The organism is Lysobacter sp. CFH 32150, assembly GCF_022758295.1.
Classification (GTDB): Bacteria; Pseudomonadota; Gammaproteobacteria; order Xanthomonadales; family Xanthomonadaceae; genus CFH-32150.
In genome coordinates this window covers 586,513-600,113 of sequence record NZ_JALDWJ010000001.1, presented here as the reverse complement: position 1 = coordinate 600,113, position 13,601 = coordinate 586,513, and the positions used below count along the sequence as shown (strand labels likewise).

The 13,601-nt window shown below is 65.7% G+C and carries 13 protein-coding genes; 1 reads left to right on the top strand and 12 read right to left on the bottom strand.

Annotated features, from left to right (window positions below; genetic code table 11):
- Positions 1–29 precede the first annotated feature (29 nt).
- The 7 genes from MO486_RS02705 to MO486_RS02675 form a co-directional block, all read right to left on the bottom strand.
- Positions 30–911, bottom strand: a complete 882-nt coding sequence (locus tag MO486_RS02705) for a farnesyl diphosphate synthase (RefSeq protein ID WP_242904344.1) — start codon at positions 909–911, stop codon at positions 30–32.
- On the bottom strand, positions 904–1,158 hold the full coding sequence (locus tag MO486_RS02700; RefSeq protein ID WP_242904342.1) for an exodeoxyribonuclease VII small subunit: 255 nt from the start codon (positions 1,156–1,158) through the stop codon (positions 904–906). The genes MO486_RS02705 and MO486_RS02700 overlap by 8 nt, the downstream gene beginning before the upstream one ends.
- 31 nt (positions 1,159–1,189) lie before the next feature.
- Entirely contained in the window at positions 1,190–2,485 is a 1,296-nt protein-coding gene (gene tilS / locus MO486_RS02695) for a tRNA lysidine(34) synthetase TilS (protein WP_242904340.1), read from the bottom strand.
- Positions 2,486–2,600: 115 nt separating this feature from the next.
- Positions 2,601–2,858 carry a hypothetical protein gene (locus MO486_RS02690; protein ID WP_242904338.1) on the bottom strand — a complete coding sequence of 86 codons (258 nt, stop codon included), beginning with the start codon at positions 2,856–2,858 and terminating at the stop codon, positions 2,601–2,603.
- Positions 2,859–2,924: 66 nt separating this feature from the next.
- Positions 2,925–3,890, bottom strand: coding sequence for an acetyl-CoA carboxylase carboxyltransferase subunit alpha (locus tag MO486_RS02685; protein ID WP_242904337.1), 966 nt, complete (start codon positions 3,888–3,890; stop codon positions 2,925–2,927).
- A gap of 68 nt (positions 3,891–3,958) precedes the next feature.
- The gene (gene dnaE / locus MO486_RS02680) at positions 3,959–7,525 is read right to left on the bottom strand and encodes a DNA polymerase III subunit alpha (RefSeq protein ID WP_242904336.1); all 3,567 of its coding nucleotides are present in this window, start codon (positions 7,523–7,525) and stop codon (positions 3,959–3,961) included.
- Between the two features lie 593 nt (positions 7,526–8,118).
- Positions 8,119–8,748 (bottom strand): hypothetical protein, encoded by a 630-nt coding sequence (locus MO486_RS02675; RefSeq protein ID WP_242904335.1) that lies wholly within the window; start codon positions 8,746–8,748, stop codon positions 8,119–8,121.
- A 243-nt stretch (positions 8,749–8,991) separates the two neighbouring features.
- Between MO486_RS02675 and MO486_RS02670 the strand changes: the two genes are divergently transcribed.
- Positions 8,992–9,336, top strand: a complete 345-nt coding sequence (locus tag MO486_RS02670) for a transcriptional regulator (RefSeq protein WP_242904334.1) — start codon at positions 8,992–8,994, stop codon at positions 9,334–9,336.
- A 58-nt stretch (positions 9,337–9,394) separates the two neighbouring features.
- On the opposite strand, the gene MO486_RS02665 is transcribed toward MO486_RS02670, so the two are convergent.
- The 5 genes from MO486_RS02665 to lpxD form a co-directional block, all read right to left on the bottom strand.
- Complete coding sequence (locus MO486_RS02665; RefSeq protein ID WP_242904333.1) at positions 9,395–10,015, bottom strand: ribonuclease HII; 621 nt, start codon at positions 10,013–10,015, stop codon at positions 9,395–9,397.
- 84 nt (positions 10,016–10,099) lie between these two features.
- On the bottom strand, positions 10,100–11,254 hold the full coding sequence (gene lpxB, locus MO486_RS02660; protein WP_242904332.1) for a lipid-A-disaccharide synthase: 1,155 nt from the start codon (positions 11,252–11,254) through the stop codon (positions 10,100–10,102).
- Positions 11,255–11,270: 16 nt separating this feature from the next.
- Positions 11,271–12,050, bottom strand: a complete 780-nt coding sequence (gene lpxA / locus MO486_RS02655; RefSeq protein ID WP_242904329.1) for an acyl-ACP--UDP-N-acetylglucosamine O-acyltransferase — start codon at positions 12,048–12,050, stop codon at positions 11,271–11,273.
- 3 nt (positions 12,051–12,053) lie between these two features.
- Entirely contained in the window at positions 12,054–12,524 is a 471-nt protein-coding gene (fabZ, locus tag MO486_RS02650; RefSeq protein ID WP_242904327.1) for a 3-hydroxyacyl-ACP dehydratase FabZ, read from the bottom strand.
- Positions 12,521–13,576 (bottom strand): UDP-3-O-(3-hydroxymyristoyl)glucosamine N-acyltransferase, encoded by a 1,056-nt coding sequence (lpxD, locus tag MO486_RS02645; protein WP_242904325.1) that lies wholly within the window; start codon positions 13,574–13,576, stop codon positions 12,521–12,523. Before lpxD ends, fabZ begins: the two co-directional genes overlap by 4 nt.
- Positions 13,577–13,601 lie beyond the last annotated feature (25 nt).

Here is a 13,601-nt window from a genome sequence, read left to right as displayed (position 1 = left end):
GCGACGGCAGTGTCAAGCTGCCCCGAAGCTCAATGCTTGCGTTCGACCGCCATGCGTGCCAGCGCAGCGAGCGCCGCGGCACGTCCGCCGAACGGCGTCAACACGCCATGCATCGTCGTGGCGAGTTCCTGCAGGCGCGCACGCGAGGCGTCCAGCCCGATCAGCGCAGGGAACGTGGCCTTGGCCTGCGCCGCGTCCTTGCCCGCGGTTTTGCCGAGGGTGGTGCTGTCGCCTTCGACATCGAGCAGGTCGTCGCGGATCTGGAAAGCGAGGCCCAGTGCGTCGGCAAAGATGTCGAGGCGTTGCATCGTTTCTGCGTCGACTCCAGCCGCGATCGAGCCAAGCCGCACCGATGCGCGCAACAGTGCGCCGGTCTTGAGGGCATGCAGGCGTTGCAGTTCGTCGGCGCCGATTGCATTGGCATTGCCGGTCGCATCGATATCCAGTGCCTGTCCCCCACACATGCCACGTGTGCCGGCGGCGATGGACAACTCGCGCAGCATCGCGACGCGTGTCTGGGCTGGCAGCGAGGCATCGGCGATCAGTTCGAACGCCAGCGATTGCATGGCGTCGCCGGCCAGGATCGCAGTGGCTTCGTCGAAAGCAACATGCACCGTCGGCTTGCCGCGACGCAGGCTGTCGTCATCCATCGCCGGCAGGTCGTCATGGACCAGCGAATAGGCATGGATCAGCTCGACCGCTGCGGCGGGTGCGTCGAGTGTGGTTGCATCGGCACCGAATGCGGTACCGGTTGCGTATACCAGCAATGGCCGCATGCGCTTGCCGCCGTCGAGTGCGGCATGTCGCATCGCCGAGTGCAGGCGCTGCGGCGACGCGTTGGCAGCGGGCAGGGCATGTTCCAGCGCGGCGTCGACGCGCGCGCGCCACGCCGCGAACGACGACTCAGGCATCGGGTGCGGCGAAAGGCTCGGCGGTGGACGGATCTTCCGGATCGCTGAGCAGGCGCACGCGCAGTTCGGCTTGCTCCAGCGCGGTCTGGCACTTCCGGTACAGGCCGACGCCGCGTTCGTAGGCGGCCAGCGATTCCTCCAGGCTCATCTCGCCGTGTTCCATCTTCTCCACCAGCTGTTCGAGCTGGTCGAGCGAGGTTTCGAAATCGGCGACGGGAGAATCGTCGGTTACGGGTTTGCGGGCCATGGGCGAAGTGTGCGGGGCGGTTCGGGCGTGGTCAATCCGACCAGGCCAGCCGCGCACCGTGCGCGTGGAGCCAGGTATCGAATTCCGCGGAATAGACCAGGTCGCCGGCAGCCATGACGGCGCCCGCCGCGTTCGAAAGGAGCGGCAACCGCTCGCGGACCCAGGGCGGCACGCCGAAATCCTGCAGTACGTGCTTGAGTGCGTGTGAATGCGCGCGTCTGGGCAGGGTGATGCGCTCGCCACCCTGGCGCGCGTGCACGCGCAGCGGCGCGTCGAAACCCGCCGCGCCTTGCAGAGCTAGCGTATCGCCGGTGGGCAAACGCAGCGGCGTCGCGCCATCCCATGCGGCATCCCAGTCGGACGGTAAGGGTCGGCGCTGCCTGCCGGCGTGCAGCAGGTCGCGCCAGAGGCGGACCGTCGCGCCGTGCCAGGCGAATTCGGGTTCGGCATCGACGCGTGCATCGAGCAGCTCGGCTTCGATCCGGGCAACGCCCTCCGCTGGCAGTGGAGGCAGGCCGAGCGTGGCGATCCATAGCCGCAGCACGCGGCCGCGCCGCGCTGGCGGCAGCGCACGCAAGGTGTCGCGCGCGAGCGTATGTGCATCGAGCGTACGCGCGGAAGCGAGTGCGAGCGCATCGCCCTCGGCCAGCAACTCGCTCGTCTCCGCCGACAACGTCGCGCTTTGCGCGAACGCCGCCTCGGCCCCCGGCCAGCGTTCGCGCAGCAGCGGCATTACGCGGTGGCGCAGGAAGTTGCGATCGAGATCGGTGTCGGCATTGCTGGGGTCGTCGATCCAGTGCAATGCGTGCTGTTGGGCGTAAGCCAGCAACTCCGACCGTGGCACGCCGAGTAATGGCCGCCACAGCCAGCCACGGCCGAACCGTCGCCACGCCCGCATCGCGCCGAGGCCATCCGGGCCGGATGCGCGCAAGGCGCGGAGCAGGAAGGTCTCAGCCTGGTCGTCGCGATGGTGGGCCAACGCCAGCACTTCTTCCTCGCGCAACTCGGCCTCGAACGCCGCATGTCGGACCTTGCGCGCCGCAGCTTCGAGGCCTTCGCCGGAATCGCGTTCGACTTCGATGCGAACGATGGCCAGAGGCACGGCGAGCTCATCGCAAACCCGCTGGCAATGCATGGTCCAGGCATCGGCGTCACGGTGCAGGCCATGGTGGACGTGTATTGCGCGCAAGCCGCGTGCGCGAATCTCGTGTGAGGCGGCGAGCACATGCAGCAACGCGATTGAATCGAGGCCGCCACTCAATCCGACAAGGACCCCTCCGCCTGTCGGCGGTGTCAGATCAACGTGGTTCGAGGCGAGTGCGGCCATCCCGGCATGCTAGCCGCAGCGTGCGCTGGGCGCACGATAGAGGTGGTTTCAGATCGAGTGAGTCACGGCGGAAAGCCCGGCATGGCCTGTTTGCGGCGCATGCCGGGCTGGTCGATCACTGCAGATCTAATTCAACTCCGCCCATGAAACCTGCTGCAAGGTTGTACAACCATGCGGAGATGATTCCGCCAATGAATCCCAGCACGCCGTAGAGGATCGGGAACAGGATGATCGCGCCAAAGCCGAATCCCATGCCGAATCCGGACTCTTGCTGGATCGCGCTGCCCATCGAGGAAACCAGCGCGACGAGGATACCTGCAAGCACGCCAACGCCTGCATAGATAACAGCCATGATCTTCGCCAGCGACAACATGCCTACTCGTTTCACAATCATCGTTACGCTCCCCATGTAGCCCGGTGTCGGGCGATTCCAGAAGCTCTACGCATTCACCGCTTCGTAGGCGCCATATCCGCGCAATCGTCGATAGCGGCGTTCCAGCAATTCCGGTGTCGGAATCTGCTCCAGCGCATCCAGTTCGTTGAGCAACACGGCCTTCAACCGCGTCGCCATCTGTTTCGGGTTGCGGTGCGCGCCGCCGATCGGTTCGCGCACGATCTTGTCGATCAGGCCGAGTTCGAGCAGGCGCTTCGCCGTAAGACCCAGCTGTTCGGCGGCGTCCTTGGCTTTCTCTGCAGTCTTCCACAGGATCGAGGCGCAGCCTTCCGGGGTGATCACGGAATAAGTGCTGTATTCGAGCATCAGCGTGCGGTCGCCGACGCCGATGGCGAGGGCGCCGCCGGAGCCGCCTTCGCCGATCACGGTGCAGATGATCGGGGTCTTCAGTTCGGACATTTCCAGCAGGTTGCGCGCGATCGCTTCGGACTGGCCGCGTTCCTCGGCGTCGATGCCCGGCCAGGCGCCGGCGGTATCGATGAAGGTCAGCAGCGGCAACTTGAAGCGTTCGGCCAGCTTCATCAGGCGCAGCGCCTTGCGGTAACCCTCGGGTTTGGGCATGCCGAAGTTGCGGCGGATCTTGGCCTTGGTGTCGCGGCCCTTCTCGTGGCCGATCACCACCACGCTGCGGCCGTCGATGCGGGCGAGACCGCCAACGATGGCCTGGTCGTTGGCGAAGGCGCGGTCACCGGCGAGTTCCTGGAACTCGTCGCAAATCACGCGCAGGTAATCCATCGTGTACGGCCGTGCGGGATGGCGCGCGAGCTGCGACACCTGCCACGGGGTCAGGTCGCGGAAGATATGTGCGGTGCGCTGGCGCAGCTTGTCCTGCAGCGCATGCACCTCGGCATCGATGTTGACCGCCGGGCCGTGGCTGGCGTGGCGCAGTTCCTGGATCTTGGCTTCCAGATCGGCGATGGGCTGCTCGAAATCGAGGTAGTTCGGATTCATCGACAGGCGTCAGGCACGGAAAGGCCGACAGTCTAGCCCAGGCCGCGGGACCATACCGATGGGTCCGGTCAGTTCGCCCAGGGCTTCTGTAGCTGGAGCTTGACGGTGCGCACGCCCGGCAGGCTGCGTAGCAGCCCGGGCAATGCGGCATCGACGCGTATGCCCTGGCCGCCGTTGATGCTGAGCCGGCCAACGGCGTCCGCGGTGATCGCTTCCAGCAGCAGCGGCGTGCTGCCGGGGGTGTAACCATGCAGGGCGCGTTCGAACTGGCTCAGCGCGTCGCGCTGGCGCAGGTCGAGCTTCACGGACAGTCGTTGCGCGTGCTGGCTGCACAACTGCGTGTAGTCCCAGCAGCGGCGCGCGCGTAGCGAGAAACCGCCGCTGAATTCGTCCTCGCGCAGCCCGCCTTCGATGACGAGGATGCGGTCGCGTGTCAGCAGTGGTGCGAATTCGTAGTAACTCTCGGCGAAGAACGCGCATTCGATACGGCCGCGTCCGTCTTCGAGTTGCACGAACGCCTGCGAATCGCCGCGCTTGCGCATGCCGATGACCTGGCCGGCGATGATGACCGTCGCCTCCTGACGCCAGCCACGGCGCTCGTCTTCCGGACGTTCGCTCCATAACCGGTCGAGATCGCCGAGGTCGTGCCCGATGAGCGCACGCAGTTCGTCGCGGTAGGGATCGAGCGGGTGGCCGCTGAGGTAGTGTCCGAGGGTTTCGCGTTCGCCCTGCAGTTTCTGCAGCAGGGGCCAGTCGTCGCTTTCCGGCAGTTCGATGCGCAGTTCCGGTGCGGCAGCGGGGCCGCCGAACAGCGACACCTGTCCGGCATCGCGTTCGCGTGCGAGCTGCTCCGTCGCTTTCAGTACTTCCGGCAACTGCAGCAGCAGCGACGGGCGATTCTTGCCCAGTGCATCCAGCGCGCCGGCATTGACGAGCGCTTCGAGGGCACGGCGATTGAGCTTGGACGAATCGACGCGTTTGCAGAATTCGAGCAGGTCGGCGAAGGCGCCGTGCGTGCGTTCGTCGGCGATGGCTTCGCACGCGCCGCGGCCGACGCCTTTCACCGCGCCGAGGCCGTAGCGGATGGTTTGCGCGCTCCGATTCGCTTGCGAATCGGACCCAGGTGAATCGATCGCCTCGAACATGTAGTTCGATGCGTTGACGTCGGGCGGCAGCACGGTGAGGCCGAGCGCACGCGCCTCGTCGAGGAAGCCGACCACCTTGTCGGTGTTGTCCATGTCGCTCGACAGCACCGCGGCCATGAACTCGGCCGGGTAGTGCACCTTCAGCCACGCGGTCTGGTAGGCGACGAGTGCGTACGCGGCGGAGTGCGACTTGTTGAAGCCGTACTCGGCGAACTTTTCCATCAAATCGAAGATCTGCGAGGCGACGCGCGCGTTGACGCCACGCTCTTCGGCGCCAGACTCGAACTTGACGCGCTCCTTCGCCATCTCCTCGGGCTTCTTCTTGCCCATCGCGCGACGCAGGAGGTCGGCGCCGCCTAGCGAATAGCCGGCCAGCACCTGCGCGATCTGCATCACCTGTTCCTGGTACACGATCACGCCGTAGGTCGGCGAGAGCACGGGTTCCAGCGAGGGATGCGGGTAACTGACCACGGTGTTGCCGTGCTTGCGGTCGACCCACTCGCGATCCATCCCCGAGCCGAGCGGGCCGGGGCGGAACAACGCTGCGAGCGCGATGATGTCTTCGAAGGTGTCAGGTCTGGCGCGCTTGAGCAGTTCGCGCATGCCGCGCGATTCGAACTGGAACACCGCGACAGAATCGCCACGTGCGAACAGTTCGTAGGTCTTCGCATCGTCCAATGGCAATGCTGTGATATCGAGCGGACGGCTCTCATCAGGAGTGCCGCCCTTCGCGCTCCGGCGCACGTTGATCGCCTTTACCGCCCAGTCGATGATCGTCAGCGTGCGCAGGCCGAGGAAGTCGAACTTCACCAGGCCAATCGCTTCGACGTCGTCCTTGTCGAACTGTGTGACCGGATTGCGGCCGAGGCCATGCGCATCGTGTTCGGCGAACAGCGGGCAGAAGTCGCTCAGCGGCGAAGGCGCGATCACCACGCCGCCCGCGTGTTTGCCGGCGTTGCGGGTGAGGTCTTCGAGTTCGCGGGCGAGCGTCAACAGGTCGCGTACGTCTTCTTCGGACTGGTAACGCTGGATCAGTTCGGCGGAGGCGAGCTCCGGGTTCTTCTTCGCCGCATCGGATTCGCCCAGCGCATCGTCCAGCGAGACGCCCAGCGTCAGCGGAATGAGCTTGGCGATGCCGTCGACGAAACCATAGGGGTGGCCGAGCACGCGGCCGGCATCGCGCACCACCGCCTTCGCCGCCATCGTGCCGTAGGTGATGATCTGGCTGACGCGATCGCGACCGTACTTCGCGGCGACGTAGTCGATGACTTCGTCGCGGCGATCCATGCAGAAGTCGATGTCGAAGTCGGGCATCGACACGCGTTCCGGGTTGAGGAAGCGCTCGAACAGCAAGTCGTAGGGGATCGGATCGAGGTCGGTGATGCCCAGCGCCCAGGCGACCAGCGAACCAGCACCGGAACCGCGTCCTGGCCCTACGGGGATGTCGTGGTCCTTCGCCCAGTTGATGAAGTCGGCGACGATCAGGAAGTAGCCCGGGAACCCCATCGTGATGATGACGTCCAGCTCGGTTTCGAGCCGCGCTTCGTAACTCGCAAGATCGTGGCCCGTCGCGAGCGGCTGTTTCTCGAGCCGTTTGCGCAAACCGTCGCGCGCTTCGCTGCGGATCCAGCTGTCAAGGGTGTGTTCGTCCGGCACCGGGAACGCCGGCAGGTAGTAGGTGCCGAGGGAGAGTTCGAGGTTGCAGCGCGTCGCCAGTGCGATCGCGTTGTCGATCGCGTCCGGCGCATCCGCGAACAGCGTGGCCATCTCTTCGGACGACTTCACGTACTGCTCTGCGCTGTATTCGCGCGGCCGCTTGGGATCGTCGAGCACACGACCGCTGGCGATGCAGACGCGTGCCTCATGCGCTTCGAAGCCGTCCTTGTCGAGGAAGCGCGCATCGTTGCTCGCCACGACCGGGATGCCACGCTGCGTCGAGGCATGCAATGCGAAGGCGTTGAACGCATCTTCGCCGTCGCGGCCGGTGCGGGTGAGTTCGAGGTGCAGGCGTTCGCCGGTGTGGCGCTGCCAGTCCGCCAGCCATTGTTCGGCGAGATCGTGCTTGCCCGATGCAGCGAGGCGTCCGGCTTCGCTGTTGCGACCGGCCAGCACGAACAGGCCGTTGTTCGATTCGCGTAGCCACTCCGGACGCAGCACAACGCCGTCGTGTCGATGGCCTTCCATCCAGGCGCGGGTCAGCAATCGCGACAGTGAGAGATAGCCATCGCGGTCGCGACACAGCAGGGTCAGCCGCGTCGGCGACTCGTTGCCGTCGGCGAGCAGCACGTCGGCGCCGGCGATCGGCTTGATGCCGGCGGCCTCGGCGGCCTTGTAGAACTTCACCAGCGCGAACAGGTTGTTCTGGTCGGTGATCGCCACGGCCGGCTGGCCCAGCGCAACGCATCGCCCGACGAGTTCCGCGATGCGGATCGTCGAATCGAGCAGCGAATACTCGCTGTGCAGGTGCAGGTGGGCGAAACGGGCGGACATGCCTTCCCGGAAGGGAGATGGAGCGTGCGGAATCAGCAGGGTAGGCCCCCGGTCCCGCCCGGACAAGGCTTGACATCAGCCATCCCGCCGGGCGCACTCGGAATGGCGTGCGCCCCAGGGAAAACCTGGTTCAGCAGACGCGGAAATGCGCTGGCGGCGGGGTCAGGTAGCTGTCGTTGCCGACCCGACGGGCCAGGCGGTACGACCACGGCGTCGTCGAGGCGGCCCACCTTTGGCATGGTGTCCGCGATCAGGTCGCGGCGGCTGCCGCGAACGTAATCGACCAGGAGCCTGCCCTGGGCGACGACCGCGTCTTCCAGCGTCCAGTCGCGGTCGCTCAGGCCGTCAGCCGCCGATATGGAACGACTGCTCCGAGTGACCGCTATAGGCGTAGTGGCTGTCGTTGACGCGCAGATGGTGTTGCCACAACGCGATCTCGGCCAGGCGGTACGACCACGGCGTCGTCGAGGCGGCCCACCTTTGGCATGGTGTCCGCGATCAGGTCGCGGCGGCTGCCGCGAACGTAATCGACCAGGAGCCTGCCCTGGGCGACGACCGCGTCTTCCAGCGTCCAGTCGCGGTCGCTCAGGCCGTCAGCCGCCGATATGGAACGACTGCTCCGAGTGACCGCTATAGGCGTAGTGGCTGTCGTTGACGCGCAGATGGTGTTGCCACAACGCGATCTCGGCCAGGCGGTCGCGGATCCAGGCTTGGCGTTGTTCATCGCCGTTGCCGTGCGGATGCTCCTCGTTACGGTAGGCGCAGAAATCGCGGTAATCCTCGGCTTCGGTGACGAACGCCGGCCACGCCAGTTCGATCAGCAGCACGTCGTCGAGCAGGCCGAGCAGCGGCTCGCGATCCGGGATCAGGTCGTTGTCCTGGTCGATGTAGGCGAACAGCTTGCGCAGGCGCACGCGAATGGCCTCGTCGGCATCCCAGTCGGCATCCTCGAGCATCGTGCGCAGTTGCTCCATCCGGCGCAGGCGGCGGTCGAGCACGTCGTGTGCGGCCTGCGGCGGCAGCGATGCCAGCCACACGCACAGGTTCTGCACGCGCTCGGGGTCGACGCGCACAGCATCCGGGTTGAGTTCATGCAGCAGTGCGTCGAATTGCGCAACTGCTTCGCCGCGCAACGACAGGCCGATTGGCATGCGTTGCGCCGGAGCGCTCGCTTTGGCGAACGGCAGCGGTTCGTCATTCGGAAGGGTAGCGGAAGGGCGCATGGCACACCTCGCTCGGATCGGCCTGGGCGGGGGTGGGCGCGCATCGGCCGGCATGCGCGCGACCCACATCTCTTTGGATGCATGGCAATGATGCGCCGTTGCATCGGATTTGTCCTTTGGCGGAAGTCAGGGTGCCGTTGGGCCTGCCCGGAGGTTCCACGCGGCGATGTCCGTGTCGCGCCGCAACGTGCGTTTCCCCTGCTAGGCCTCCGGCTCCACTTTTCGGCCGGTGAGGTATGACAGATGCATCCTGCCGCCCACATCGCATACGAATTCGGCGACTTCCACTTCGATCCGGAGGCGGCCAGGTTGAGCCATGGCGGCGAAGTCATCAACCTCGAGCCGAAGGCGATTGCCGTGCTCGGCCAGATGGTGGCGCACCCCGGGCACCTGTGTGAGCGCGACGAACTGCTCGACGCCGTCTGGGGACATCGCCACGTCACCCCCTCGACCTTGAATCGCATCGTCACCCTGCTGCGTAACGCGCTGGGCGACGAACGGACGGCGCCGCGATATATCGAAACCGTGCCGCGGCATGGCTATCGCTTCGTCGCCGAAGTGCGTGAAGTGAGAGATAAGGCGCACTGACCGGTCGCATGAGCCCGGGTTCACCTATCGCGACCTGCCCTGGCGATTGGTGAAGTGATCAGACCAATTCGCGCTGCAGCGTCGCGAACACCGGGGCGAAGCTGCGGCGGTGTTGTGGGCACGGCCCGTGTTCGCGCAGTGCGGCGAGGTGCGCAGGCGTCGAATAACCCTTGTGCTCGTCGAAACCGTACACGGGCCACTGCGCGTGCAGCGTGCGCATGTGTCGATCGCGTGCAACCTTGGCGAGGATCGATGCGGCCATGATCGAGCGATCGCTGGCGTCGCCGCCGATGATGGCTTCGGCACGGCACGGTAACTCTCGCGGGAGCGCGTTGCCGTCGATGCGGGCGAGTTCGGCCACGTGCACGACGCCTTCGAGTGCGCGGCGCATGCCTAGCATCGTGGCTTGGTAGATGTTGAGGCGGTCGATCTCCTCGGCCTCGATGAAGACGATGTGGAAGGCGAGTGCGCGTTCGATGATGCGCGGGTACAGTTCCTCGCGGCGTTCGGCGTTCAACTGTTTGGAATCGGCCAGGCCGTTGATCGGCGTGCGGCCTGGCGGGAACACCACCGCAGCGACCACGACCGGTCCTGCCAGCGGTCCGCGTCCGGCTTCATCGATGCCGGCGATGCGCAGTGACCGGGAATCCGGGGTCGCGAATGGGGAATCGGCCGGCATGTCCTTTTCGTCGCCCCGCGCGGTGAAGTCTGTTTTTGGTTGCGCGGAGCTTGCTATGGGCCAGCCCATTCACGCAAGGCGTTTCTACGGTCGCGCCAGCAATTCCGCAACTGCATCCGCCGCACGTGCCGATGCGTCCTGGCGTAGCTGCAGATGCAGTTCGCGGAAACGGGGCTGCAGGGCCGCAGTGGCATCAGGATCGCGCAGGAAGGCCAAGGTGGCGTCGGCGAGTTTTTCGGGCGTGCAGTCGTGCTGCATCAGTTCCGGCACGACGCGTTCGCCGGCCAGTACGTTCGGGAGCGAGACATTCTCGACTTTCAGCAGGCCGAACAGTTTCACCATGGCATAGGTCAGCGACGCGACCTTGTAGGCGACCACCATCGGCCGCTTCGCCAGCATCGCCTCCAAGGTCGCGGTGCCGGAGGCGAGCAGCACCACGTCGCTGGCGATCATCAGCGTGCGTGCGTGGCCCACGATCTCGCGCAGCGCCGGTGCCAGCGCGTCCGCGTCGGGATGTGTCGTCAACACGCGCTGGAATGCCGCTTGGGCGTGCGTGTTGGCCATCGGCACGACGATCTGCAATCCCGGCGCACTGGCAAGCACGCGCGCCGCAGCGGCGAGGAAGTCGTTGCCGAGGCGTTCGATTTCACCGACGCGCGAACCCGGCAGCAATGCCAACACCGGGCGATCGTGATCCAGGCCAAGTTGCCGGCGTGCGGCGGTGCGGTCTGGCTCCAAGGGCATTTCGTCCGCCAGCGGGTGGCCGACGAAGCGGGCATCGATGTGGTGTTTCGCGTAGATCGGCGGTTCCATCGGGAACAGGCACAACACGCGATCCGCGCTGCGACCGATTTTTTCCGCACGATTCTCGCGCCAGGCCCACACCGAAGGGCTGACGTAATGCACGGTGCGGATATCGCGCTGCTTCAGCCATTTTTCGACGCCGAGATTGAAATCTGGGGCATCGATGCCGATGAATACATCCGGTCGCCAGGCCAGTACGCGTTCGCGTACATCGCGACGCAATCGCAGCAGGCGGGGCAGGTGGTGCAGGACCTCCGCCAAGCCCATGACTGCGAGCTCGGAAGCATCGTGCCAGGCGTCGAGCCCGGCCGCACGCATCGCGTCGCCGCCGACGCCGCCAAATTCGGCTTGCGGGAAACGCTTGCGCAATTCGGCGATGAGGCCGGCGCCGAGCAAATCGCCCGAGGCCTCGCCAGCGACCAGTGCGATCTTCATCCCGACGGCAGTCCGGTCAACGCAGCAGCGGCCGCTCGCCGCGCTCGATGAAGTCCAGGACGGCGCGCACGTCATCGCTGTTCTGCGCGAGCTCCGCGAGCTGCTGCTTCGCTTCGTCGAGCTTGGCGCCGGAAACATACAAAGCGCGGTACGCACGCTTGATCGCACCGATGCGTTCGGCATCGAAGCCACGGCGCTTCAGGCCCTCGGCGTTGATGCCACGAGGCCGGCCGTAGCCTTCCTGCGCGACCATCACGAACGGTGGCACGTCACCATTGACGAACGCACCCATGCCAATGAACGCGTGCGCGCCGATCCGGCAGAACTGGTGCACGCCGACGAATCCGCTGAGGATGACGTGATCGGCGACCTCGACATGGCCCGCGAGCGTCGCGTTGTTGGAAAACACGCAATGGCTGCCGACCTGGCAATCGTGGGCGACATGGGTGTAGGCCAGCAGCCAGTTGTCGTTGCCGATGCGGGTGATGCCGCCGCCGTTGCCGGTGCCGCGGCTGATGGTGACGAATTCGCGGATGCTGTTGCGATCGCCGATCACCAGTTCAGTGCGTTCGCCGGCGAATTTCTTGTCCTGCGGATCGCCGCCGATCGAGGCGTGGCCGTGGATGTGGTTGTCGCGGCCGATCCGGGTGGGGCCGTCGATGGTGCAATGCGGACCGATGATGGTGCCGTCGCCGATTTCGACGTCGGCGCCGATCACGCTGTACGCACCGACGCGGACGTTGGCGCCGAGTTTCGCCGCCGGGTCGATCAATGCGCTTGGATGGATCGCAGGCATCGCTCAGCTCTTGACCTCGGCGCAGAGGATTTCCGCGCAGGCGACTTGCTTGCCGTCGACGCGTGCGATGCCGGAATAAAGCGTCATGTTGCGGATGTTGCGGACGATGGTGACTTCGAGATCGAGCCGGTCTCCCGGCACCACCATCTTGCTGAATTTTGCGCTGTCGATCTTGACCAGGTAGAACAACCGGCCATCGGCGGTCATCTGCGTGGTCAACTGGGTGAGGATGCCGCCGGCCTGCGCCAGCGCTTCGATCACCAGCACGCCTGGCATCACCGGGTGTCCAGGGAAATGGCCTTCGAAGAAGGGTTCGTTGCCGGTGACGTTCTTGTAGCAGAGCACTCGCTGATGGGGCTCGAACTCGACCACGCGATCGACGAGCAGGAACGGGTAGCGATGCGGCAGCAGTTTCTGGATCGCCACCACATCGAGCGGAAGCGAAATGCCTGAAGCAGGTACGTCTGAACTCATTCTTCTTGGTCCTTGTCGGCAGCATGATTGCCTTTTGCTTCGTCGGCCTTGCCGCCGAGGCGCCGCGCGATCCTGTCGAGTTGCTTGAAACGGGCGGCGTTCTTGCGCCAGCTGCGATTGTCCATCAATGGCGTGCCGGAGGAGTATTCGCCGGGTTCGCGGATCGAATGCGTGACCAGTGTCATCGCCGTGATGATGACGCGATCGCACAGTTCCAGGTGCCCGAGCACGCCAGCACTGCCGCCGATCAGGCAGTAGCGGCCGATTTTCGCGCTGCCAGCGACCGCCGAGCAGCCCGCCATCGCCGTATGTGCGCCGATGCGGACGTTGTGGCCGATCTGGATCTGGTTGTCGAGGCGCACATCCTCTTCGAGCACGGTGTCCTCGAGCGCGCCACGATCGATGGTGGTGTTGGCGCCGATTTCGCAATCGTCGCCGACGACAACGCCGCCGAGTTGCGGGACCTTGAGCCAGCGACCACCTTCCATCGCCAGGCCGAATCCGTCTGCGCCGAGCACCGCGCCAGGATGCACGCGTACGCGCTGGCCCAGGCGCACGCGCGTGACCAGGGTGACGCGCGCGATCAGTTCGCTACCCGCGCCGATTTCACAATCGTTGCCGATCACGCAACCCGGGCCGATGACGGCGTCGGCGCCGATGCGGCTGCGCGCACCGATTGCGACATGGGGACCGATATGCGCGCTGGCGTCCACGCTCGCGTCCGGATCGATCGTCGCGCTGGGATGGATGCCGGGTGCATGGACGATGCGCGGCTCGAACAGCGCCGAGATCTTGGCGAAGGTTGCGTACGGATCCTTGGCGATCAATGCCGTGCCCGTGAACTCCGCCGCGTCTTCTTCGCGCATCACCACGATGCCGGCGCGCGTTGCAGCGAGCTGGCTCCGGTATTTGGGGTTGGCAAGGAAGGCCAATTGCTCCGCGCCGGCGCCAGCCAGCGTGCCGACGCCACTGACGCGCGTGCTGCCGTTGCCACGCAAGCCGAGCGCGAAACGCTCGGCGAGTGTGCTGGCGTCGAGCGATGTCGGATGCATGACCGCGATCGCCAGCGTGCCGTGC

Coding starts and splice junctions, on each gene's coding strand:
- dnaE (WP_242904336.1), bottom strand. CDS start 7,525: ATGTCCGCCCGTTTCGCCCACCTGCACCTGCACAGCGAGTATTCGCTG.
- MO486_RS02705 (WP_242904344.1), bottom strand. CDS start 911: ATGCCTGAGTCGTCGTTCGCGGCGTGGCGCGCGCGCGTCGACGCCGCG.
- MO486_RS02665 (WP_242904333.1), bottom strand. CDS start 10,015: ATGCCGGCCGATTCCCCATTCGCGACCCCGGATTCCCGGTCACTGCGC.
- MO486_RS02675 (WP_242904335.1), bottom strand. CDS start 8,748: ATGCGCCCTTCCGCTACCCTTCCGAATGACGAACCGCTGCCGTTCGCC.
- lpxB (WP_242904332.1), bottom strand. CDS start 11,254: ATGAAGATCGCACTGGTCGCTGGCGAGGCCTCGGGCGATTTGCTCGGC.
- MO486_RS02685 (WP_242904337.1), bottom strand. CDS start 3,890: ATGAATCCGAACTACCTCGATTTCGAGCAGCCCATCGCCGATCTGGAA.
- fabZ (WP_242904327.1), bottom strand. CDS start 12,524: ATGAGTTCAGACGTACCTGCTTCAGGCATTTCGCTTCCGCTCGATGTG.
- lpxD (WP_242904325.1), bottom strand. CDS start 13,576: ATGCATCCGACATCGCTCGACGCCAGCACACTCGCCGAGCGTTTCGCG.
- tilS (WP_242904340.1), bottom strand. CDS start 2,485: ATGGCCGCACTCGCCTCGAACCACGTTGATCTGACACCGCCGACAGGC.
- lpxA (WP_242904329.1), bottom strand. CDS start 12,050: ATGCCTGCGATCCATCCAAGCGCATTGATCGACCCGGCGGCGAAACTC.
- MO486_RS02700 (WP_242904342.1), bottom strand. CDS start 1,158: ATGGCCCGCAAACCCGTAACCGACGATTCTCCCGTCGCCGATTTCGAA.
- MO486_RS02690 (WP_242904338.1), bottom strand. CDS start 2,858: ATGTTGTCGCTGGCGAAGATCATGGCTGTTATCTATGCAGGCGTTGGC.
- MO486_RS02670 (WP_242904334.1), top strand. CDS start 8,992: ATGCATCCTGCCGCCCACATCGCATACGAATTCGGCGACTTCCACTTC.